General features: G+C 71.3%; 22 protein-coding genes. 10 read left to right on the top strand and 12 right to left on the bottom strand.

Going from position 1 to position 20,457, the window contains the following annotated elements; translation table 11 throughout:
- Window positions 1-2 precede the first annotated feature (2 nt).
- The 4 genes from gatB to gatC form a co-directional block, all read right to left on the bottom strand.
- Complete coding sequence (gene gatB, locus E4P42_RS05390; protein ID WP_135123794.1) at window positions 3-1,505, bottom strand: Asp-tRNA(Asn)/Glu-tRNA(Gln) amidotransferase subunit GatB; 1,503 nt, start codon at window positions 1,503-1,505, stop codon at window positions 3-5.
- Between the two features lie 123 nt (window positions 1,506-1,628).
- The gene (locus E4P42_RS05385; protein ID WP_135123792.1) at window positions 1,629-2,660 is read right to left on the bottom strand and encodes an ATP-dependent 6-phosphofructokinase; all 1,032 of its coding nucleotides are present in this window, start codon (window positions 2,658-2,660) and stop codon (window positions 1,629-1,631) included.
- Between the two features lie 103 nt (window positions 2,661-2,763).
- Window positions 2,764-4,251 carry an Asp-tRNA(Asn)/Glu-tRNA(Gln) amidotransferase subunit GatA gene (gene gatA / locus E4P42_RS05380; protein ID WP_135123790.1) on the bottom strand — a complete coding sequence of 496 codons (1,488 nt, stop codon included), beginning with the start codon at window positions 4,249-4,251 and terminating at the stop codon, window positions 2,764-2,766.
- A complete protein-coding gene (gatC, locus tag E4P42_RS05375) occupies window positions 4,248-4,547 on the bottom strand; it encodes an Asp-tRNA(Asn)/Glu-tRNA(Gln) amidotransferase subunit GatC (RefSeq protein ID WP_135123788.1) in 300 nt (99 codons plus the stop codon). Before gatC ends, gatA begins: the two co-directional genes overlap by 4 nt.
- Before the next feature lie 96 nt (window positions 4,548-4,643).
- On the opposite strand from gatC, the gene E4P42_RS05370 reads away from it, so the two are divergent.
- Window positions 4,644-5,303 carry an amino acid-binding protein gene (locus E4P42_RS05370; RefSeq protein WP_135123786.1) on the top strand — a complete coding sequence of 220 codons (660 nt, stop codon included), beginning with the start codon at window positions 4,644-4,646 and terminating at the stop codon, window positions 5,301-5,303.
- Window positions 5,304-5,307: 4 nt separating this feature from the next.
- Here E4P42_RS05370 and E4P42_RS05365 read toward each other — a convergent pair whose 3' ends face one another.
- Window positions 5,308-5,562 (bottom strand): hypothetical protein, encoded by a 255-nt coding sequence (locus E4P42_RS05365; RefSeq protein ID WP_135123784.1) that lies wholly within the window; start codon window positions 5,560-5,562, stop codon window positions 5,308-5,310.
- 154 nt (window positions 5,563-5,716) lie between these two features.
- Between E4P42_RS05365 and E4P42_RS05360 the strand changes: the two genes are divergently transcribed.
- The 6 genes from E4P42_RS05360 to E4P42_RS05335 all read left to right on the top strand — a co-directional run bounded on the left by E4P42_RS05360 (window position 5,717) and on the right by E4P42_RS05335 (window position 9,971).
- Window positions 5,717-6,286, top strand: a complete 570-nt coding sequence (locus E4P42_RS05360) for a hemerythrin domain-containing protein (protein WP_245233896.1) — start codon at window positions 5,717-5,719, stop codon at window positions 6,284-6,286.
- 95 nt (window positions 6,287-6,381) lie between these two features.
- Entirely contained in the window at window positions 6,382-6,990 is a 609-nt protein-coding gene (locus E4P42_RS05355) for a DUF4178 domain-containing protein (protein ID WP_209305699.1), read from the top strand.
- 11 nt (window positions 6,991-7,001) lie between these two features.
- The gene (locus E4P42_RS05350; RefSeq protein WP_135123780.1) at window positions 7,002-7,505 is read left to right on the top strand and encodes a DUF2617 family protein; all 504 of its coding nucleotides are present in this window, start codon (window positions 7,002-7,004) and stop codon (window positions 7,503-7,505) included.
- The gene (locus tag E4P42_RS05345; RefSeq protein WP_135123940.1) at window positions 7,502-7,933 is read left to right on the top strand and encodes a DUF4247 domain-containing protein; all 432 of its coding nucleotides are present in this window, start codon (window positions 7,502-7,504) and stop codon (window positions 7,931-7,933) included. Before E4P42_RS05350 ends, E4P42_RS05345 begins: the two co-directional genes overlap by 4 nt.
- A gap of 35 nt (window positions 7,934-7,968) precedes the next feature.
- On the top strand, window positions 7,969-8,424 hold the full coding sequence (locus E4P42_RS05340; RefSeq protein WP_135123937.1) for a DUF350 domain-containing protein: 456 nt from the start codon (window positions 7,969-7,971) through the stop codon (window positions 8,422-8,424).
- Window positions 8,421-9,971: a polyamine aminopropyltransferase gene (locus E4P42_RS05335; protein WP_135123778.1), complete on the top strand. Its 1,551-nt coding sequence runs from the start codon at window positions 8,421-8,423 to the stop codon at window positions 9,969-9,971. The genes E4P42_RS05340 and E4P42_RS05335 overlap by 4 nt, the downstream gene beginning before the upstream one ends.
- Here the strand turns inward: E4P42_RS05335 and ligA are convergent.
- The gene (ligA, locus tag E4P42_RS05330) at window positions 9,968-12,091 is read right to left on the bottom strand and encodes an NAD-dependent DNA ligase LigA (RefSeq protein WP_371286986.1); all 2,124 of its coding nucleotides are present in this window, start codon (window positions 12,089-12,091) and stop codon (window positions 9,968-9,970) included. The two genes, E4P42_RS05335 and ligA, sit on opposite strands and share 4 nt — an antisense overlap.
- 84 nt (window positions 12,092-12,175) lie before the next feature.
- On the opposite strand from ligA, the gene E4P42_RS05325 reads away from it, so the two are divergent.
- Complete coding sequence (locus tag E4P42_RS05325) at window positions 12,176-12,571, top strand: MmcQ/YjbR family DNA-binding protein (protein ID WP_209305698.1); 396 nt, start codon at window positions 12,176-12,178, stop codon at window positions 12,569-12,571.
- Window positions 12,572-12,609: 38 nt separating this feature from the next.
- Window positions 12,610-14,214, top strand: coding sequence for a 4-coumarate--CoA ligase family protein (locus tag E4P42_RS05320; RefSeq protein ID WP_135123774.1), 1,605 nt, complete (start codon window positions 12,610-12,612; stop codon window positions 14,212-14,214).
- 132 nt (window positions 14,215-14,346) lie between these two features.
- On the opposite strand, the gene E4P42_RS05315 is transcribed toward E4P42_RS05320, so the two are convergent.
- Together E4P42_RS05315 and E4P42_RS05310 are read right to left on the bottom strand one after the other, a co-directional pair.
- A complete protein-coding gene (locus E4P42_RS05315) occupies window positions 14,347-14,595 on the bottom strand; it encodes a hypothetical protein (RefSeq protein ID WP_135123772.1) in 249 nt (82 codons plus the stop codon).
- Window positions 14,596-14,754: 159 nt separating this feature from the next.
- Window positions 14,755-15,765 carry a methionine synthase gene (locus tag E4P42_RS05310; protein ID WP_135123770.1) on the bottom strand — a complete coding sequence of 337 codons (1,011 nt, stop codon included), beginning with the start codon at window positions 15,763-15,765 and terminating at the stop codon, window positions 14,755-14,757.
- A gap of 52 nt (window positions 15,766-15,817) precedes the next feature.
- Here E4P42_RS05310 and E4P42_RS05305 point away from each other — a divergent pair, with 52 nt between their 5' ends.
- Complete coding sequence (locus tag E4P42_RS05305; protein WP_135123768.1) at window positions 15,818-16,450, top strand: sensor domain-containing protein; 633 nt, start codon at window positions 15,818-15,820, stop codon at window positions 16,448-16,450.
- 12 nt (window positions 16,451-16,462) lie between these two features.
- On the opposite strand, the gene mnmA is transcribed toward E4P42_RS05305, so the two are convergent.
- From mnmA to E4P42_RS05285, 4 genes are read right to left on the bottom strand one after another with little or no spacing between them, the layout of a single operon-like run.
- Window positions 16,463-17,542 carry a tRNA 2-thiouridine(34) synthase MnmA gene (mnmA, locus tag E4P42_RS05300; RefSeq protein WP_135123765.1) on the bottom strand — a complete coding sequence of 360 codons (1,080 nt, stop codon included), beginning with the start codon at window positions 17,540-17,542 and terminating at the stop codon, window positions 16,463-16,465.
- Complete coding sequence (locus E4P42_RS05295) at window positions 17,543-18,739, bottom strand: cysteine desulfurase family protein (RefSeq protein ID WP_135123763.1); 1,197 nt, start codon at window positions 18,737-18,739, stop codon at window positions 17,543-17,545.
- 47 nt (window positions 18,740-18,786) lie between these two features.
- Window positions 18,787-19,623: a 1-acyl-sn-glycerol-3-phosphate acyltransferase gene (locus E4P42_RS05290; protein WP_135123761.1), complete on the bottom strand. Its 837-nt coding sequence runs from the start codon at window positions 19,621-19,623 to the stop codon at window positions 18,787-18,789.
- Entirely contained in the window at window positions 19,620-20,453 is an 834-nt protein-coding gene (locus E4P42_RS05285) for a GNAT family N-acetyltransferase (protein WP_135123759.1), read from the bottom strand. The genes E4P42_RS05290 and E4P42_RS05285 overlap by 4 nt, the downstream gene beginning before the upstream one ends.
- Between the last annotated feature and the right edge of the window lie 4 nt (window positions 20,454-20,457).

The following is a 20,457-nucleotide window of genomic DNA, read 5'->3' as shown; positions in this document are numbered from 1 at the left end:
GCTCAGCTGCAGGCCGCGATCACCATCTCCTTGACCTGCGCGGCATCGGCCTGCCCCCGGGTGGCTTTCATCACCGCACCGACAATCGCACCCGCGGCCGCCACCTTGCCGCCGCGGATCTTCTCGACGATGTCAGGGTTGGCCGCCAGCGCCTCGTCGACCGCGGCCTTGATCACCGAGTCGTCGCGCACGACGGCCAGTCCGCGGTCGGTCATCACCTGCTCGGGCTCACCCTCGCCGGCCAGCACCCCCTCCACGACCTGGCGGGCCAGCTTGTTCGACAGCTTCCCGTCGTCGACCAGCTTGACCACCGCGGCCACCTGGGCCGGGGTGATCGGCAGCGCATCGAGTTCCACGCCACTCTCGTTGGCCTTCTGCACCAGGAAGTTGCCCCACCATGCGCGGGCGGCCTCGCTGGAGGCGCCGTGCTCGACGGTGGCGGCGACGAGGTCGATGGCGCCGTTGTTCACCAGGTCGCGCATCACCTCGTCGGAGATGCCCCACTCCTGCTGAATCCGCTTGCGGCGCAACCACGGCAGCTCGGGCAGCGTCTGGCGCAGCTGTTCGACGAGCTCGGCGGGCGGCGCGACCGGTTCCAGGTCCGGCTCCGGGAAGTACCGGTAGTCCTGGGCGGTCTCCTTGCTGCGGCCCGGCGAGGTGTAGCCGTCCTCGTGGAAGTGCCGAGTCTCCTGCACGATCCGGCCGCCGGCCTCCAGCACCGCGGCCTGGCGGCGCATCTCGTAGCGCACCGCCACCTCCACGCTCTTGAGCGAGTTGACGTTCTTGGTCTCGGTACGGGTGCCGAACTCGGCCTGGCCGGCGGGTCGCAGCGACAGGTTCACGTCGCAGCGCATCGACCCCTGATCCATCCGGACGTCGGACACGTCGAGCGCACGCAGCAGATCGCGCAGGGCGGTCGTGTAGGCGCGGGCGATCTCGGGGGCCCGGTCACCGGTGCCCTCGATCGGCTTGGTGACGATCTCGATCAGCGGCACCCCGGCCCGGTTGTAGTCGGCCAGCGAGTTCGTCGCCCCGGCGATCCGGCCGGTCTCGCTGCCCAGGTGGGTCAGCTTGCCGGTGTCCTCCTCCATGTGCGCGCGCTCGATCTCCACCCGCCAGGTGGTGCCGTCATCGAGCGGCACGTCGAGGTAGCCGTTGACCGCGATCGGCTCGTCGTACTGGGAGATCTGGTAGTTCTTGGGCTGGTCGGGATAGAAGTAGTTCTTGCGCGCGAACCGGCCCCAGGGCGCGATGTCGCAGTTCAGCGCCAGACCGATGCGGATCGCGGACTCGACGGCGGCCTGGTTGAGCACCGGCAGCGACCCCGGCAGGCCCAGGCAGACCGGGCACACCTGGGTGTTGGGTTCGGCGCCGAACTCGTTGGCGCAGCCGCAGAACATCTTGGTGGCCGTCGACAGCTCGACGTGCACCTCGAGGCCCATGACGGGATCGAAGCGTGCGACGACCTCGTCGTAGTCGAGCAGTTCGGCGGTGGCGACAGACATGCCACCGATCCTAGTGGGTCGCCTTCTGCCGGCGAGCAGACGCAAAGTCGCACGATCTCGGCCCGGGAAGCGCGACTTCGCGGGGGGTACCTCCCGCTTGCGGGGGCCTGCTCGCGGGGGACGTCAGCCGAAGAACTCCGCGGCGTCGTCGTAGCGGGACTGCGGGACCAGCTTCAACTGCCTGGTGGCATCGGCCAGCGACACCCGGCCGATCTCCTGGCCGCGCAGCGAGACCATCATCCCGTACTCGCCGGCGTGTGCCGCGTCGGCGGCGTTGACGCCGAACCGGGTCGCCAGCACCCGGTCGTACGGGGTGGGCGTGCCGCCGCGCTGCACGTGGCCGAGCACGGTGACGCGGACGTCGCGTTTGACGCGCTGCTCCACCTCGATCGCCAGCTGCTGGGCCACGCCGGTGAACTTCTCGTGGCCGAACTCGTCCATCCCGCCCTGGCGCAGTTGCATCGAGCCCTCGGCGGGTTTCGCGCCCTCGGCCACCACGCAGATGAAATGCGAGTCGCCGCGCACGAAGCGCTGTTTGACCAGCCGGCAGACCTCTTCGACGTCGAAGGGTTGCTCGGGGATCAGGGTCATGTGGGCGCCCGAGGCCAGACCGGCGTTCAGCGCGATCCACCCGGCGTGGCGGCCCATGACCTCGACCAGCATCACCCGCTGGTGCGATTCGGCGGTGGAATGCAGCCGGTCGATCGCCTCACTGGCCACGGTCAGCGCCGTGTCGTGACCGAAAGTCACGTCGGTGCAGTCGATGTCGTTGTCGATGGTCTTCGGTACCCCCACCACCGGCACGTTCTCCTCGGACAGCCAGTGCGCCGCGGTCAGCGTGCCCTCCCCGCCGATGGGGATCAGCACGTCGATGCCGTTGTCATCGAGGGTCTGCTTGATCTGGTCCAGGCCGGCGCGCAGCTTCTCCGGGTGGACCCGGGCGGTGCCCAGCACCGTGCCGCCCTTGGCGAGCAGCCGGTCGTTGCGGTCGTCGTTCTTGAGCTGGATCCGCCGGTTCTCCAGCAGCCCCCGCCAGCCGTCCTGGAACCCGACCACCGACGAGCCGTAGCGCTCATCACAGATGCGGACCACCGCGCGGATCACCGCGTTGAGGCCGGGACAGTCACCACCGCCGGTGAGAACTCCAATGCGCATGGCTTCCATCTTGCCCGTCGCCCCAGTGACATGCGCGAGCAGACGCAAAAGTGCCCTTTACGCCGCAGAAATGGGCACTTTACGTCTGCTCGGCACCGGACAGCTAGAGCGCGGTGGGCAGGGCGCCCCGGGCGGCCTCGTAGGCCGCGCCGACCCGGTACAGCCGGTCGTCGGCCAGCGCGGGCGCCATGATCTGCAGCCCCACCGGCAGGTTGTCGTCGGGCGACAGCCCCGAGGGCACCGACATCCCGCAGTGCCCGGCCAGGTTCAGCGGCAACGTGCACAGGTCGAACAGGTACATCGCCAGCGGATCGTCGACCTTCTCCCCCAGGGCGAACGCCGTCGTCGGCGTCGCCGGCGACACCAGCACGTCGACCTTCTGGTAGGCGGCGTCGAGGTCGCCCGCGATCAGCGTGCGGACCTTCTGCGCCTGGTTGTAATACGCGTCGTAGTAACCCGCCGACAGCGCATAGGTGCCGATCATGATGCGGCGCTTGACTTCCGGGCCGAACCCGGCGGCCCGCGTGAGCGCCATGACCTCCTCGGCGCTGTGCGTGCCGTCGTCCCCGACGCGCAACCCGAACCGCATCGCGTCGAAACGCGCCAGGTTCGACGACACCTCCGACGGCAGGATCAGGTAGTAGGCCGCCAGCGAGTGATCGAAGTTCGGGCAGTCCACCTCGGTGACCTCGGCGCCCAGCGCGGTCAGCTGGTCGACCGCCGCGGTGAACGACGACAGCACGCCGGGCTGGTAGCCCTCCCCGCGCAGCTGTTTGACCACACCGACCCGCACACCCTCGAGGTCGCCGGTGGCGCCGGCGCGGGCGGCCGCGACGACGTCGGGCACCTCGGCGGGCACCGACGTGGAGTCCTTCGGGTCGTGTCCCGCGATGACCTGGTGCAGCAGCGCGGTGTCGAGCACCGTGCGCGCACACGGCCCGCCCTGGTCGAGCGACGACGCGCACGCGATGAGCCCGTAGCGCGACACCGTGCCGTAGGTGGGTTTGACCCCGACCGTCGCGGTCAGCGCGGCGGGCTGACGAATCGAGCCGCCGGTATCCGAGCCGATCGCCAACGGCGCCTGGAAGGCGGCGAGCGCGGCGGCACTGCCGCCACCGGACCCGCCGGGCACCCGCTCGACGTCCCACGGGTTGCGAGTGGGCCCGTACGCGGAGTTCTCCGTCGAGCTGCCCATCGCGAACTCGTCCATGTTGGTCTTGCCGAGGATCGGGATACCCGCCGCCCGCAGCCGCACCGTGACGGTGGCGTCGTACGGCGAGCGCCACCCCTCGAGGATCTTCGACCCGCAGGTGGTGGGCATGTCGGTGGTGGTGAAGACGTCCTTGAGCGCGACCGGCACGCCGGCCAGCGGGGACGGCAGCGCCTCACCGGCGGCCACCGCGGCGTCGATGCGGGCCGCCTCGCCCAGCGCCTCGTCGGCGGCGACGTGCAGGAAGGCGTGATAGCGCTCGTCGGTCGCGGCGATCTGGTCCAGGCAGGCCCGGGTCAGCTCGGTCGACGAGACCTCCTTGGCGGCGATGCGGCCGGCCAGCGTGGCGGCGTCCTCGCGGATCAACTCGCTTGCGCTCATTCCGCCTCCCCCAGGATCCGCGGGACCGCGAAGCGGCCGTCGACGGCCTTGGGCGCCGCGTCGAGCGCCTCCTCCTGGGTGAGGCAGGGCTCCACCACGTCGGGCCGGGTGACGTTGACGTCGGTCAGCGGGTTGCCGGTGGGCCGCACCCCGGTGACGTCCACCGCCTGGATCGCGCCGACATGGGCCAGGATGGCGTCCAACTGCCCGGCGAAGCTGTCGAGTTCGTCCTCGGTCAGCGCCAGGCGGGCGAGTCGGGCGAGGTGGGCCACCTCGTCGCGGGAGATCTGTGACACGACCACGCAGCCTAGTCGTGGCGGCCGGACCGCACGTCGGCGGCGCTGGGAGTGCTCGAGTCGCTTCCCCACAGGGTCCGTGCGACAGTGATCGCCGTGCCCTCCTATCTGCTGCGGGTCCAGCTCGAGGACCGGCCGGGCCGCCTCGGCTCGCTGGCCGTCGCCCTCGGCTCGGTGGGCGCCGACATCCTGTCGCTCGACGTCGTCGAGCGCGGCGCCGGCTACGCGATCGACGACCTCGTGGTGGATCTGCCTGCGGGAACCATGCCGGACATGGTGATCACCGCCGCGGAAAGCCTGACCGGCGTGTACGTCGACACGATTCGTCCGCACACCGGGTTGCTCGAGGCGCACCGCGAGCTCGAACTGATCGACCACGTCGCCGCGGCGCCGGGCCGGACCGCGAAGCTGCAGGTGCTCGCCGACGAGTCGCCGCGCGTCTTACGGGTCGGGTGGTGCACGGTGGTGACGCTCGACGGATCAGCGCTGCGCCGCGTCGTCGGCAGTCACGGGGCGCCGGAGACCCAGGCCACCGAGGCCCCCTGGCTACCGCTGACGCACGCCGACGCGCTCGACGCCACCGCCGACTGGGTGCCGCAGGTGTGGCGCGACATGGACACCACGCTCGCGGCCGCACCGCTGGGCGACCCCGGTACCGCTGTGGTGCTGGGCCGACCGGGCGGACCGGCCTTCCGGCCGTCGGAGGTTGCCCGCCTCGGCTACCTCGCCGGGATCGTGGCGACCATCGTGCGCTGAACGCTCAGGCGCCCGCAGGCGTGGGATAACGGTCGTTGACGTCGGCGTTGGTGTCCTTGCGCGCGCAGTGCGCACAGCAGAAGATCGCCTCCTCGGTCTCGACGCCGTGGCCGAGGATCCGGCAGCCGCAGTGTGCGCACTCGGGCGCCACCTGCACCGCCGCGCATTCGATGCTGTCGAACGTCGCGCTGCGCCCGTCGGCCCACGTCACGGTGAACGCCTTGTCGTAGTGGTTGCCACAGGTGTCGCAGGTCGCCATGGATTCCCTCCTCTGTCGTCTCGGGCGAGGGTTCCCAGGCGGCGTCGGACCAAACCCGGTGCGCTGTTTCACCGATCGGCGCCGCGGGTATCGAAAGGCCTGGCGCGCAGCCCCTGCGCCAGGCAACCCACACCCGACATGCGGAGGTTCTCGCGTGGCATCCGAAAGCACATCCATCAGCACCGGCCAGGACGTCGTCGACTACCTGGTGGCCCAGCACGAGTCGATCCGGAAGCTGTTCATCGAGACGCTCGACGCCGCCGACGCCGACACCCGCCGCGCCGCGTTCACCCGGCTGCGGACCATGCTGGCCGTGCACGAGACGGCCGAGGAGATGATGGTGCACCCGCGGGTGCGGCGGAAGATCGACGGAGCCGACGCGGTGGTCGACGCGCGGCTGGCCGAGGAACACGACTCCAAGGTCGCGCTGTCCGAGCTGGAGAAGCTCGACATCGACAGCGCGGAGTTCTCCAAGGCGCTGATCCACCTGCAGGCCGCCGTCCTCGAACACGCCGAGAAGGAGGAGACCGAGGAATTCCCGCTTCTCGCCGAGCATCTCGACGCCGAGGAGCTGCAACGCATGGCCGTCTCCGTCCAGGTGGCCGAGCGCATCGCCCCCACCCACCCGCACCCCGGTGTGGAGTCCGCGGCGGCGAACTTCGCGGTCGGCCCGTTCGCCTCGCTGCTCGACAGGGCGCGCGACGCGCTGCGCGGCGCCGCCTGATACCCGACCGGCACATTCGCGGCGACCCCGACGGACGACGGCTGTTACGGTCGATTCAGACCGATTGAGCCTGCCGCCGTCCGGAAGGATCCCGTGTGGGAACGCTGTTGATCGTGCTGGCCATCCTGCTGCTCGCGGGGGCGGTGATCGCGCTGGTGCTGGCGATCAGGAAGCAGAACAAGCCCAAGACGCCTGCCGCGCGGACCGACCCGCTGCAGTTCTCGACGCCGCAGGAGTTCGGTCCGCGCCAGCTCGGTCCGGGCGCGATCGTCAGCCACGGCGGCATCGACTTCATCGTGCGCGGATCGGTCACGCTGCGCCAGGGCCCGTTCGTCTGGTGGGAACACCTGCTCGAGGGCGGTCCCGAACCGCTGTGGTTCAGCGTCGAGGAGGACGAGGGCCGGCTCGAACTCGCGTTGTGGACCCGTCGCAGCGATCTGGCGCTGCAACCCGGCGGCCCACTCGCCGCCGACGGCATCGCGTTCTCCGAGGTGGAACGCGGACGCGCGTCCTACACCACCGAGGGCACCACCGGTCTGCCCGCGGGCGGTGACATGGAGTTCGTCGATTACGCCGACGCCTCGGGCGACACCATGCTCGGGTTCGAGCGCTGGGCGCCGTCCATGCCGTGGGAGATCTCGATCGGCCGCACCGTGCTGCCCGGTGAACTCACCGTCTACCCGGCTCCCCCGGCCGGCTCCTAGAGGCGCACGCGTTGCCGTTCTACGAACTCGCGGTCGCCCACACCGACGTCGACGGCGCCGCCCTCGGACTGGCGCTCGACGCACCCGCCCCCGAACCGCTGGCCGGCCTCGTGCTGACCCATCCGGCGGGCGGCACCCTCACTCTCGGCGTCCTCGGCGCCTCCCATGTCATCACCGCCGAGCACGCCGGCCGCCGCTTCAGCGAGGAGGTGTCGTGCTCCGCGCAGGCGCGCGGCGGTGCCCTCCCCGCCCGTCATGACGCGCCAGGGTACGCCCTGACCAGCATGCTGAAGCGTTGTGGCGCAACGGAATTCGACGCACTGGTCGCCTCCCTGCGAGACCGGTGCGGCCGCGACCCCCATTGCCTGGGTGGCCGCTTCCCCGGTGACGACGCGGCGCTGACGGTGCTGGCGGCCGAGCCCGACGGCGCCGGCTGGCAATGGCACACCTGGCACCTGTACCCCAGCGCGGTCGGCGGCACCGCGGTCACCACGATCAGTCGGTGGCGCCCGTGAGCCGCGGCGGGCTGTTCACGCTGTCGGGCATCCTCGCCGTCGCGGGGGTGATCTTCCTGTTCCTGGGCGTATCGCTGATGGGCGGCAACATCCGCACATACGTGGCCGAGAACTATCAGGAGTACGCCAGCGACGGTGACGGCATCAATTACGTGTGCACGGGATCTCCCGCCACGGTGGCCGACGACCTGGCCGAGCACGTCCCCCCGGAGGCCCGGACCACCGACCAGGGCAGAACCTACCTGCGTTACGACGACGACATCGTCATCGTCGGCCCCGACGGCGCCCGGCCGTGCACCATCCGCGTCGAGGACCTCGGCGCGCGCTACAGCCGCGGCGGGTTCATCTTCCTCGGCCCCGGCTTCTTCCCCGGCTCACCGTCGGGGGGCGCCGGCGGCAGTTCCGGCGGCCCGGACGGTGCGAAGTAGCGCTCGCCATGACACCCACCACGAAGGAGAATCCGATGAACCTGGCCGTCGAGTTCGGCACCATCAGCGGTGAGAGCCTGGCCCAGAACGTGGTCGCCGCGCTGCTGTACTTCCTCGTCGGCGCCGTGGTGCTGGTCGCCGGTTTCGTGCTGGTCGACGTCCTCACGCCCGGCAACCTGCGCCGGATGGTGTTCGTCGAGTACCGGCCCAACGCCGTCGCCGTCGCCTCGGGCATGTACGCCGCACTGGCCATCGTGGTGGTCACCGCGATCGTCGCCAGCTCCGCCGAGCTCGGGCAGGGGCTGCTCGACGCCCTCGTGTACGGCATCGTCGGGGTGCTGTTGCAGGGCGTGGCGCTGGTGGTGCTCGAGGCGGCCGTGCCCGGCCGGTTCCGCGACCTGATCGAGGCCGAACGGCTGCACCCGTCGGCGATCGCCACGGCCGTCGTGCTGCTCGCGGTGGGAGGGGTGAACGCCGCCGCGCTGTCATGACCGTCACCGCCGCTTCCCCGGCGACCCGCTCGACCACGCGTTGGCGGGCGCTGCTGCTGGCCGCGGTCGCGGCCTGCGCGGCGTGCGGGCTGGTCTACGAGCTGGCCCTGTTGACGCTGTCGACCAGCCTGCACGGCGGCGGCATCGTGGCGACGTCGCTGATCGTCGCCGGCTACGTCGCCGCCCTCGGTGTGGGCGCCCTGCTGGTCAAACCGCTCCTCGGCCATGCCGCGATCACGTTCATCGCGGTCGAGACCCTGCTCGGGGTGATCGGCGGTCTGTCCGCGGTCGCGCTGTACGTCGCGTTCGCGTTCATCGGCGGCTCGACGTGGGTTCTGGTGATCGCCACCGCGGTGATCGGCTGCCTGGTGGGGGCCGAGGTGCCGCTGCTGATGACGCTGCTGCAACGCGGCCGCACCGCGGGCGCCACCGACAGCGGGCGGGTGCTGGCCAACCTCAACGCCGCCGACTATCTGGGCGCGCTGATCGGCGGGCTGGTCTGGCCGTTCCTGCTGCTCCCCCAGCTGGGCATGATCCGCGGTGCCGCCGCCACCGGCATCATCAACCTCGCCGCGGCCGCCGTGGTCGCGGTGTTCCTGTTGCGCCACATCATCTCCCGCCGGCAGCTCGCGGTCGCGCTCGGCGTGCTGACGGCCGCGCTGGCGGTGTTGATCACGCTGCTGGTCCGCGCCGACGGGATCGAGACGACGACCCGCCAGCGGCTCTACACCGACCCGATCGTCGCGTTCGACCGGTCGCCGTACCAGGAGATCGTGGTGACCCGCCGCGGCGACGACATGCGGCTGTACCTCGACGGCGGGCTGCAGTTCTCCACCCGCGACGAGTTCCGCTACACCGAGAGCCTGGTCTACCCCGCACTCGGCGCGCACGCCCGGTCCGTACTGATCCTCGGCGGCGGCGACGGACTGGCGGCCCGGGAAGTGCTGCGCGACAACCGGGTTCAGTCCATCACTCAGGTCGAACTGGACGCCGCGGTGGTCGACCTGGCCCGCACCACCCTGCGCGCGGCGAACGACGGTGCACTCGACGACCCCCGGGTGAGCGTGGTGATCGACGATGCGATGACCTGGCTGCGGACCGCGCATCAGGACTTCGAGGCGGTGATCGTCGACCTGCCCGACCCCGACAACCCGGCGTTGGGCCGGTTGTACTCAACGGAGTTCTACGCGCTGGTCTCGCGGGTGCTGACCCCCGACGGCCTGATGGTGGTGCAGGCCGGTAGCCCGTTCTCGACGCCGACGGCGTTCTGGCGCACCGTCACCACCATCGAGTCGGCCGGGTTCGCGGTGACGCCCTACCACGTGCACGTGCCGACGTTCGGCGACTGGGGTTTCGCGCTGGCCCGGCGCGGCGCGGACCCGCCGACCCCCATGATGCCGGAAAACGTTGCGCCGTTGCGATTCCTGAATCAGCAGGTGCTCGACGCGGCGACCGTGTTCTCCGCCGACGTCGCCCGTCGTCCGCTGGAACCGTCGACGCTGGAACACCCGCGCATCGTCGAGGACATCCGCCGGGGCTACCGCTAGCCGTCCCGCTGCGCGTCGCCGGCTTCGTGCTCCGCGTCCTCGGACGCCCGCGGACCGTTGGTCAGCAGTTCGCGGAAGCCGTCCTCGTCGAGGACCGGCACCCCGAGATCGATCGCCTTGTCGTACTTCGACCCCGGCGAGTCGCCGGCCACCACGTAGGCGGTCTTCTTCGACACCGAGCCCGCGGCCTTGCCGCCGCGGGCGATGATCGCCTCCTTGGCCTCGTCGCGGGAGAACCCGGTCAGCGATCCGGTGACCACGATCGACAGCCCCTCCAGGGTGCGGGCGATGCTGGCGTCGCGTTCGTCGGCCATCCGCACCCCGGCGTCGCGCCACTTCTCGACGATCGCGCAGTGCCAGTCGACGGTGAACCACTCCTTGACCGCGGCGGCGATCGTCGGTCCGACGCCCTCCACGGCGGCCAACTGTTCCTCCGACGCCTCGATGATCGCGTCGAGGCTGCCGAACTCGGTGGCCAGCGCCCGCGCCGCCGTCGGCCCGACGTGGCGGATGGACAACGCCACCAGGACCCGCCACAGCGGCTGCGCCTTGGCCCTGCCGAGGTTGGCCAGCAGCCGCCTGCCGTTGGCCGAGACCGCGCCCTTCTGGGTGGTGAACAGGTCGGTGCGCAGCAGATCGTCCTCGGTGAGCGTGAACAGGTCACCCTCGTCGGTGATCACCTTCGCCTTGAGCAGCGCGATTCCCGCCTCGTAGCCGAGCCCCTCGATGTCGAACGCGCCGCGGCCTGCGACGTGGAACACCCGCTCCCGCAACTGCGCCGGGCAGGTGCGCGAATTGGGGCAGCGGATGTCGGCGTCGCCCTCCTTGGCCGGGGCCAGTTCGGTGCCGCACTCCGGGCAGTGCGTCGGCATCACGAACTCCCGCTCGGAGCCGTCGCGCAGATCGACCACCGGGCCGAGCACCTCGGGGATCACGTCGCCGGCCTTGCGGATCACCACCGTGTCGCCGATCAGCACGCCCTTGCGTTTGACCTCCGAGGCGTTGTGCAGCGTGGCCAGGCCGACCGTCGAACCCGCCACCTTCACCGGCTCCATGTAGGCGAACGGGGTGACGCGGCCGGTGCGTCCGACGTTGACCCGGATGTCGAGCAGCTTGGTCTGGGCCTCCTCGGGCGGGTACTTGTACGCCACCGCCCAGCGCGGCGCCCGCGACGTGGAGCCCAGCCGGCGCTGCAGGGCGACCTCGTCGACCTTGACCACCAGCCCGTCGATCTCGTGTTCGACGTCGTGGCGGTGCTCGCCCCAGTAGGCGATCCGTTCCGTCACCGCGTCGAGGCCCTGCACCCGGGCGGTGTGCGCCGAGACCGGCAGCCCCCACGCCTGCAGCGCGCGGTACGCGTCGTGCAGGCTCGTGAAGGGGAACCCGCCGGGACTGTCGATGCGGCCCAACCCGTGGCAGATCATCCGCAGCCGACGCCGCGCGGTGACCGCCGGGTTCTTCTGCCGCAGCGACCCGGCCGCACTGTTGCGCGGGTTGGCGAACGGCGCCTTGCCCTCGGCGACCAGCCCGGCGTTGAGCTCCTCGAAGTCGGCGACGCGGAAGAACACCTCGCCGCGCACCTCGAGCACGGTGGGCACCGGGAACTCATCGGAGGCGGTGAGCCGCTCGGGGATGTCCTCGATGGTGCGGGCGTTGAGCGTGACGTCCTCCCCGGTGCGCCCGTCGCCGCGGGTGGCGGCGCGTTCCAGCCGGCCGTCGCGGTACACCAGGGCCAGCGCCACGCCGTCGATCTTGAGCTCGCACAGGTAGTGCGCGGCGTCCCCGATCTCCCCCTTGAGGCGGCCCGCCCAGGCGGCGAGTTCCTCGGGGTCGAACACGTTGTCCAGGCTGAGCATCCGCTCGAGGTGCTCGGCGGGGGTGAAGTCGGTGGCGAAGCCGGCGCCGCCGACCAGCTGGGTCGGCGAATCGGGGGTGCGCAGCTCGGGATGGGCGTCCTCGAGGGCCTGCAGCCGGCGCAGCAGCGCGTCGAACTCCGCATCGGTGATGATCGGCGCGTCCCGCACGTAGTAGCGGAACTGATGCTCGCGCACCTCGTCGGCCAGCTCCTGCCACGCGCGGCGGACATCGGGCGCCGTCGCCTCGTCAGCCTGCTGCGTCAGCGCCGCCTCGGCGTCTTTCGAGCTCACCTACGCAGGCTATCGAAGGGCACCGACAGCACGTCGGCATCGGTCTAGCCTGACCGTGTGCCGCATCCGATCATGTTCCGCGACGACGATCCGGGGCTGGCCCGGCTGCGCGAGATCGCGCTCGGCTTCCCCGAGGCATACGAGAAGGTCTCGCACGGCCGGCCCGGATTCTTCGTGTCGAAGATGTTCGCGATGTACGGCGGCAGCACCAAAGCGACCGGCACGATGGTGACCGTGCCGCACTGCGTGGTGGTGAAGGTCGACGAATCCGACCGCGCCGCATTGCAGCAGGACGGGCGCTTCTTCACTCCCGCCTACCTGGGCCCCTCGGGGTGGCTGGGCCTCGACTTCACCGTGGCCGACGTCGACTGGAGCGAGGTGCGGGAACTGCTCGACGCGTCGTACCGGTTGGTGGCGCCGGCCAGGTTCGTCGCGCGTCTCGACGAAGTCTGACCCACGCGGACCGTCGGCCATGGTTCGATTCAGGGACCATGAGTTTCGCCAGCCCGTACCCCGCCGTCCAGATCCCGACGACCAGCGTCTACGACTACCTGTTCGCCGGCCTCACCGAGGCCGACGCCCAGCGGGTGGCCCTCATCGACGCCAAGACCGGTGACCAGACCACCTACGGCGACATGCTCGCCCGCATCGACGCGTTCGCCGGCGCCCTCGCCGACCGCGGGATCGGTGTCGGTGACGTCGTGGGCCTGCTCGCGCCGAACAGCTCCGCATTCGCCATCGCGTTCCACGGCATCCTGCGCGCCGGTGCGACCGCCACCACGATCAACGCGCTGTTCACCGCGAAGGACGTCGCCAAGCAACTGACCGACTCGCAGGCCGCGATGCTGGTGACGGTGACGCCGTTGCTGCCGTCGGCTGCCGAGGCCGCCGCCGTCGGGCTGGCCGATGACCGGCTGGTGGTGCTCGACGGGCCCGGCGCCGCGGCCGACGGCCACCCCAACGCCGCCGACCTGCTCGGGCCCGCGCTGCCCGCGCCGGACGTCAGCTTCGACCCGGCGTCCCACCTCGCGGTGCTGCCCTACAGCTCCGGGACGACCGGAAACCCCAAGGGCGTCATGCTCACCCACCGCAACCTGACGGCCAACGTCGCGCAGATCCGGCCGGTGCAGGGTATGCAACCCGACGACCGGATCCTGGCGGTGCTGCCGTTCTTCCACATCTACGGGATGACGGTGCTGCTCAATGCGGCACTGCACGCGCGGGCGGCGCTGGTCATCATGCCGAGCTTCGACCTGACCGAGTTCCTGGCCAACCTCGCGAACTACCGCTGCACGTATGCGTTCATCGCGCCGCCGGTCGCCGTCGCGCTGGCCAAGCACCCGCTGGTCGACGAGTACGACCTGTCCTCGCTGACGGGCATCATGAGCGGCGCGGCGCCGCTGGACGAGGATCTGGGCCACGCGGTGGCCAAGCGGTTGGGCTGCGCGGTGGTGCAGGGTTACGGCATGAGTGAGCTCAGCCCGGTCAGCCATGTGACGCCGTTCGACGGCGGGCAGGAGCTGGTGGGCACGGTGGCTCCGCTGGCGTCGAGCGGCTGGACGGTGCCGAACTCGCAGAGCCGCCTCACCGACCCGGAGACCGGGGCCGAGATCGACCTGCCCGCAGAGGGTTTGAGCGATACCGGCGAGCTGTGGTTCCGCGGCCCCAACGTGATGGCGGGCTACCTCAACAACGACAAGGCCACGCGCGAGACCATCGACGACGACGGCTGGCTGCACACCGGCGACCTGGCCCGCGTGGACGCCAGCGGCTGCGTGTACATCGTCGACCGGCTCAAGGAGCTGATCAAGTACAAGGGCTACCAGGTGCCGCCCGCCGAGCTCGAGGCGGTGCTGCTGTCCCACGATGCGATCGCCGACGCGGCGGTGGTGGGCGTGGTGGACACCGAATCCGGCGAAGAGATCCCCAAGGCGTTCGTGGTGCGCCAGCCCGACGCCGCCCTGAGCGAGGCCGAGGTGATGGAGTTCGTCGCCGGGCAGGTGGCGCCGTACAAGAAGGTGCGCAAGGTCGAGTTCATCGACGCGATCCCGAAGTCGGCGTCGGGCAAGATCCTGCGAAAAGATCTGCGTCGCTGAGGTTTTGTTTCGACTTTGTCGCCGAGACCGCTGTGAAATCGCGAATCTCGCCGCTTTCGTGATCACAGCGCAGTCTCGGCGCGCAAGACGAAGGGCGCCCCATTCGTGGGGCGCCCTTCGGTATGTCGTGGGTCAGCGGGTGGTGACGTAGACGACGCGGTCGTCGTTGTCGTAGCGCACCGACACGATGCTGGACTCGTCGAGCGGCTTGGTCATGCCCTGCTGGGTGACGCGGACCTCGTAGCCGCGGTCGTCCAGCGAGCTGATGGTGTCGGCGGCGTTGCCGGGCCCGGCGGGGGCGGCCTGCGCGGGGGCGGCCAGGCCCAGGAAGGCTGCGGTGGCGGCGCCGGCGATGATGGTGGCGAATCCGAACTTGTTCATGTCACTGCCTCTTCGTATCCGTTCGGTCGGGAGGAGTTCCTGGCCGGTCTGACCTGCACAACCCGCAGGTCAGCGCGGTTCATCCCGCTGGCAGTGATTGACCGGCGCATGGCAGGAAGTGCTCGCTGAGACTGTGTGCAGCCTCAATGAGGCGGCGTGTCAGATCGCGTCGGGGTCGTCGGCGAACGCGTCGGCCGTCTTCTGCGCGAGTTCGATCGCGGTGCGCGCCCACTCCGGCGTCGCCGTGGCCAAACCGCAGGCGGGGGTCACGCCGATGCGCTCGCGCAGCACCGCCCGCGCGAAGCCGAGCCGGTCGGTCAGCGACACCGCGGCGCCCGCGACCTGCTCCACCGACGGCCGAGCCGCCGGCGGCGCGCCGGGCACCACCCCGAGCAGCACGGTGCGTCGGGAGTCGACGAACTCGCCGATGCCGTCGAGATCCTCGGCGGCCAGGGTCGTGACGTCCACGGCGACCGCGTGAACACTGCTGCGCTGCAGCACCTTCCACGGCACCCCGACCGCACAGCAGTGCAGCGCGACCTCACCGCCGACCCGGTCGACGCACTCGTCGAGCAGCTGCGTGGCGACCGCCTCGTCGACGGGGTGCACGGGCGTGAGGCTGGTGACGCCGGTGAGCCGGCCGGCCAGCGCCGCGGGCAGCAGCGGCTCGTCGAACTGCACGACCACCGGGGTCTCGAGCCGGCGGGACACCTCGGCACGGTGCACCGCCATGCCCTCGGCGAGTGAGGCCGCCAGATCGCGCAGCGCGCCGCGGTCGGTGATCGCGCGGTGTCCCCCGGACAGTTCGAGCTCGGCGGCCAGCGTGACGGGGCCGGGTGCCTGCACCTTGACCGTGCGGCCGGATCCGCGCAGACCGGCCTTCTCCCACGCCTCCTCGAGCGCGTCGACGTCCTCGTCGAGCAGGCTGACGGCTCTGCGTGCGGCGGCGCTGCGTCCGGCGGCGATGCGGTAGCCGCGGGGGACGGTGTCGATGCCGATGTCGACCAGCAGGGCGGCGGCGCGACCGATCATGTCGGCGCCCACGCCGCGCGACGGCAGCTCGACCAGGTGCGGCAGCGCGTGCAGTTCACCGACCACGATCTCGGCGGCCTGGCGCGGCGTCGCTCCCGGCCAAGACCCGATGCCGGTCGCGGCGGCGTAGACATTCACTCGTTTCACCCTATGCGACGCGGCTACTCTCGGCGTCGGGAAGGGGACGGCCATGACCGTGCGGGCGCTGCTGGCCTGTGGCGCGGCGGTGCTCGCGACCGGGTGCGTGTCGGTGGTCCATGGCACGGCGGTGCGGCCGGTGCCCGGTCTCGACGAGGACTCCCGCTCGCCCGTCGACGTCGACATGCTGATGCTCGACACCACGCAGATGCAGGCCATCACCGGCGCGGGTGAGGATCTCACGATCATCCCGACCATGGACGGCAAGATCCCGGTCGACATCGAACCGCTGATGGACAGCGTGCCCGATGAGTGTGGATGGCTGTTCGCCGAGACGCAGACCTTCGGCGACGAGGTCGAGGAGTTTCACAAGACGACCTTCCAGAACCCGCCTGACGGTGGCCTGATCTCGCAGGGCGCGGCCGGATACCGCGACGGGCCGACCGCTCAGCGGGCGTTCGACGCGCTGGTGGCACGGGTCGGCGGCTGCGACGCCACCGGTTACGGGCCGGCCTACGTCGGTGACTGGACCGCGACCCCCGACGCGCTCTCGACGCGGCCGGGCGCCTGCGGCCGCGACTACCGGCTCAAGTCGGCGGTGCTGGTCGAGGTGACGTTCTGCGCGTTCTCGGAATCGGTGCCGGGCATCGTGATGACGAACATCCTGGCCAAGGTGCCGGGCTGAGCCCGCACCTACCTAGCGTCCGTCCGCCCCGCTGATCGTCGCGCTGGCCAGCACCTCGTCCCCCTCGGGGGCGGGCCGGTAGATCACCATGGTCTGTCCCGACGCCACCCCGCGCAGCGGCCCGCGCAGGTCCACCGACAACACGCCGTCGTCGAACGAGGCGACGCCGTCGGCCAGCCCGCCGTGGGCGCGCACCTGCACCTGGCACTCCACCGGACCCGCGAACGGCGCACCGGCGGTGAACACCGGCCGCTCACCGCGCAACCGCCACACGTCGAGATCGTCGACGCCGCCGACGCGGACCGTGCCGGTCCCGGCGTCGATGCCGGTGACATACCGCGGCTGACCGTCCGGCCCCGGTCCGGCGATGCCGAGCCCCTTGCGCTGACCGATCGTGAAACCGTGCACGCCCTGGTGTTCGGCGAGTTTCGTCCCGCCCGCGTCGACCACCGCGCCGGGCCGCACGCCGATCCGCGCGCCCAGGAACGCCCGGGTGTCCCCCGACGGGATGAAGCAGATGTCGTGGCTGTCGGGCTTGTCCGCGACGGCCAGCCCGCGCCGGGCGGCCTCCTCGCGGATCTGCGCCTTAGGCGTGTCGCCGACCGGGAACACCGCATGCCGCAGCTGCTCGGCCGTCAGCACCCCGAGCACGTACGACTGGTCCTTGTCCGCATCGACCGCGCGGCGCAGCCGGCCGTCGGCCAGCCGCGCGTAGTGACCCGTCGCCAGCGCGTCGAAGCCCAGCGCCAGCGCCCGCCCGGCCAGCGCGGAGAACTTGATCTTTTCGTTGCACCGCACACACGGGTTCGGCGTCTCGCCACGCGCGTAGGACGCGACGAAGTCGTCGATCACATCCTCTTTGAACCGGTCGGCGAAATCCCAGACGTAGAACGGGATGTCGAGCACATCGGCGACGCGACGGGCATCGCCGGCGTCCTCCTTGGAGCAGCAGCCCCGTGACCCGGTCCGCAGCGTGCCCGGCGCCGCCGACAGCGCGAGATGCACGCCCACGACGTCGTGTCCGGCGTCGACCATGCGGGCGGCGGCGACCGAGGAGTCGACGCCGCCGCTCATCGCGACCAGGACGCGCATCTACTCCACCGCCCCCGAGGCGGCCAGTGCGGCCTGCCGGGCCCGGTCCACCGCGGCGGGCAACACCTCGAGCACCGCGTCGACGTCGGCGTCGGTGCTGGTGTGCCCCAGTGACAGTCGCAGCGATCCGCGCGCGCTCGCCGGATCGGCGCCCATCGCGATCAGCACGTGCGACGGCTGCGCGACCCCGGCCGTACACGCCGACCCGGTCGAGCACTCGATGCCCCTGGCGTCCAGCAGCATCAGTAGCGAATCGCCCTCACACCCGCGGAACGTGAAGTGCGCGTTGCCCGGAAGCCGCCCGGCCCCGGGCGCCCCGTTGAGGTAGGCGTCGTCGATCGTCGACAGCACCCCGTCGACCAGCCGGTCGCGCAGCGCCGACACCCGGACACTGTGGGCTTCCAGTCCGTCGACGGCGATCCGCGCCGCGGCGGCCATCGCCACCGCACCGGCGACATACGGTGTGCCCGAACGCACGTCGCGCTCCTGCCCGCCGCCGTGCAGCAGCGGCACACACGCCACATCGCGGCGCAGCAGCAGCGCGCCGACCCCGATGGGACCGCCGAACTTGTGCGCGGCCACACTCATCGCCGACAGCCCGCTGGCCGCGAAATCGACCGGGACCGCGCCGACGGCCTGCACCGCGTCGCTGTGCATCGGCACCGCGAACTCGGCGGCCACCGCGGCCAGTTCGGCGATCGGCGAGATGGTGCCGACCTCGTTGTTCGCCCACATCACCGACACCAGCGCGACATCGTCGTGGGAGCGCAGCACCTCGCGCAGCGCGGCGGGCGTCACCGATCCGTCCGGCTCGACCGGCAGCCACGTCACCTCCGCGCCTTCGTGCGCGACCAGCCATTCCACCGCGTCGAGCACGGCGTGGTGCTCGATGGGGGTGGTGACGATCCGGCGCCGCTGCGGTTCGGCGTCGCGCCGCGCCCAGAAGATGCCCTTGACGGCCAGGTTGTCGCTTTCGGTGCCGCCGGCGCAGAAGATCACCTCGGACGGCCGCGCACCGAGCAGCTGGGCCAGCGTCTCGCGCGCCTCCTCCATGCGGCGGCGCGCCACCCGGCCCGCGCCGTGCAGTGACGAGGCGTTGCCCACCGTCGCCAGCACAGCCGTCATCGCCTCGATGGCAGCGGGGTGCATCGGGGTCGTGGCGGCGTGATCCAGGTAGACCGACTTCGGCGAGGTCATGGCCCGTCCAGGATAGCCGTCGGAACAGCGGCCCCCGGATGGCCCGGTCAGGCGACCAGCGCGTGCGCGTCCGCGGGTGCCGGGGCGGCGCCACGCACCGCGGCCTCACAGCGTGCGGCCAGGTCACGACGGTCGTCGCCGGGCAGCTGCAGCGACTCCACGTTGATGTGGCAGACGGTGCGGCGGGCGGTGATCACGCGCTGCACCGAGGCCAGCAGCGAATCGTCGCCGACGAAGGCGGGCACCGTCGACTTCCGCCCGTCGCGGTGCCGGTAGTGCAGCCGCAGCGGCTGCACCGGCCGGCCCGCGTCGATCGCGGCCTGGAACATGGCCGGGCGGAACCGGCCGTAGCCGAGGCCGCACCAGGTGGTGCCCTCGGGGAACGCGACGACGGTGTGGCCGCCGCGCAGCCGGGTGGCCACCGCGTGCACCACCGCCGGCAGCCGGTGCAGGCTGGACCGGTCGATCGGGATGACCTTCATGAGGCGCACGATCGGTCCGAGCGCGGGCCAGTCGACGAGATCGGCCCGCGCGACGAACGACCCGGGCAGGACCGCGCCGATCGCGAAGATGTCCAGCCACGAGACGTGCCCGCTGACCACGAGCACCCCGCGCAGGTTGCGGATCGGCCCGCCCGAGATCGACATCCGCACGCCGAAGCAGCGCAGCATCAACCGGCAGTAGCCGCGCTGCAGGTGGGAGCGGCCGGGCATCGGCAGCGCAAGCAGCCACACGAACGCGAAGAGCAGTAGGGCGCAGGTCACGCGCACGGTGGTGCGCACCCTCACCCCCCACCGTCGGCCGGGCCGGTCGGCGCCGGCGTGCACGCAGCTTTCGTCGCAGGTGGCCCGTTGCAGCCAGGCGTGTTCGGTGGCGATGGTCACGATCCCAGCCCATTCGCCATGTCGCCGGCCGCCGACACCGACCGCAGCCGGCGTAGGTAGCGGACGTCGGCCCGGCGTTTGTCCAGCAGCGCCGGGAAGTCGCCGACGCCGAAGTCCGGGTCGTGCGCGGGCTCACCGCACACCTGGGCGCCGAGGCGCAGGTAGCCGCGCATCAGCGGAGGCACCGCCACCCGGGCCGGCGGTGCGATGTCGTCGAGTCCTCTGCCGTCCACGGTCACGGGCCGGTACGGGCGCACGGTGTAGCACGCCGGGGCGGCGTGGCGCCGGTTGACGAAGTCGCGCACACCGCGGATCTGGCTGCCCGGGGCCTCCCCCGGCGTGCCGTGCACCGGCACCGAGACGCAGCCGGTCACGTAGTCGTAGCCGCAGCGGTCCAGGTAGGCCAGGATGCCCGCCCACATCAGCAGCACCACGCCGCCGTTGCGGTGGTCCTCACGCACCACCGCCCGGCCCATCTCCACCAGCGACGGCCGCAGCGGGTCGAGCGCGCGGACGTCGAACTCGGTGGCCGTGTACAGGCCGCCCGCGGCGATCGCGCCCGGCGGCGGCAGCATCCGGTAGCAGCCGACCAGTTCGCCGGTCCGCTCCTCGCGGACCAGCAGGTGGTCGCAGTACTCGTCGAACCGGTCGGCGTCACGCCCGTCGAGCGCGCCGGCCAGTGCGAATCCCGGCTCGGAGGTGAACACGTCGTGACGGAGCCGCTGCGCGGCCTCGATGAGCCCGGGGTCGGTGGACAACAGCAGGCTGTAGCGGGGGATGTCCGCCGTTGCCGGTTGATCTGCGGCGATGAGTACAGAGGCAGTGCTCATAGCC

Origin of the sequence: Mycobacterium sp. PS03-16 (genome assembly GCF_004570325.1) — a bacterium.
GTDB lineage: Bacteria > Actinomycetota > Actinomycetes > Mycobacteriales > Mycobacteriaceae > Mycobacterium.
This window is presented reverse-complemented; position numbering and strand designations above follow the sequence as displayed.

Coding starts and splice junctions, on each gene's coding strand:
- gatB (WP_135123794.1), bottom strand. CDS start 1,505: ATGTCTGTCGCCACCGCCGAACTGCTCGACTACGACGAGGTCGTCGCA.
- E4P42_RS05385 (WP_135123792.1), bottom strand. CDS start 2,660: ATGCGCATTGGAGTTCTCACCGGCGGTGGTGACTGTCCCGGCCTCAAC.
- gatA (WP_135123790.1), bottom strand. CDS start 4,251: ATGAGCGCAAGCGAGTTGATCCGCGAGGACGCCGCCACGCTGGCCGGC.
- E4P42_RS05365 (WP_135123784.1), bottom strand. CDS start 5,562: ATGGCGACCTGCGACACCTGTGGCAACCACTACGACAAGGCGTTCACC.
- E4P42_RS05340 (WP_135123937.1), top strand. CDS start 7,969: ATGAACCTGGCCGTCGAGTTCGGCACCATCAGCGGTGAGAGCCTGGCC.
- E4P42_RS05335 (WP_135123778.1), top strand. CDS start 8,421: ATGACCGTCACCGCCGCTTCCCCGGCGACCCGCTCGACCACGCGTTGG.
- E4P42_RS05320 (WP_135123774.1), top strand. CDS start 12,610: ATGAGTTTCGCCAGCCCGTACCCCGCCGTCCAGATCCCGACGACCAGC.
- E4P42_RS05315 (WP_135123772.1), bottom strand. CDS start 14,595: ATGAACAAGTTCGGATTCGCCACCATCATCGCCGGCGCCGCCACCGCA.
- E4P42_RS05305 (WP_135123768.1), top strand. CDS start 15,818: ATGACCGTGCGGGCGCTGCTGGCCTGTGGCGCGGCGGTGCTCGCGACC.
- mnmA (WP_135123765.1), bottom strand. CDS start 17,542: ATGCGCGTCCTGGTCGCGATGAGCGGCGGCGTCGACTCCTCGGTCGCC.
- E4P42_RS05295 (WP_135123763.1), bottom strand. CDS start 18,739: ATGACCTCGCCGAAGTCGGTCTACCTGGATCACGCCGCCACGACCCCG.
- E4P42_RS05285 (WP_135123759.1), bottom strand. CDS start 20,453: ATGAGCACTGCCTCTGTACTCATCGCCGCAGATCAACCGGCAACGGCG.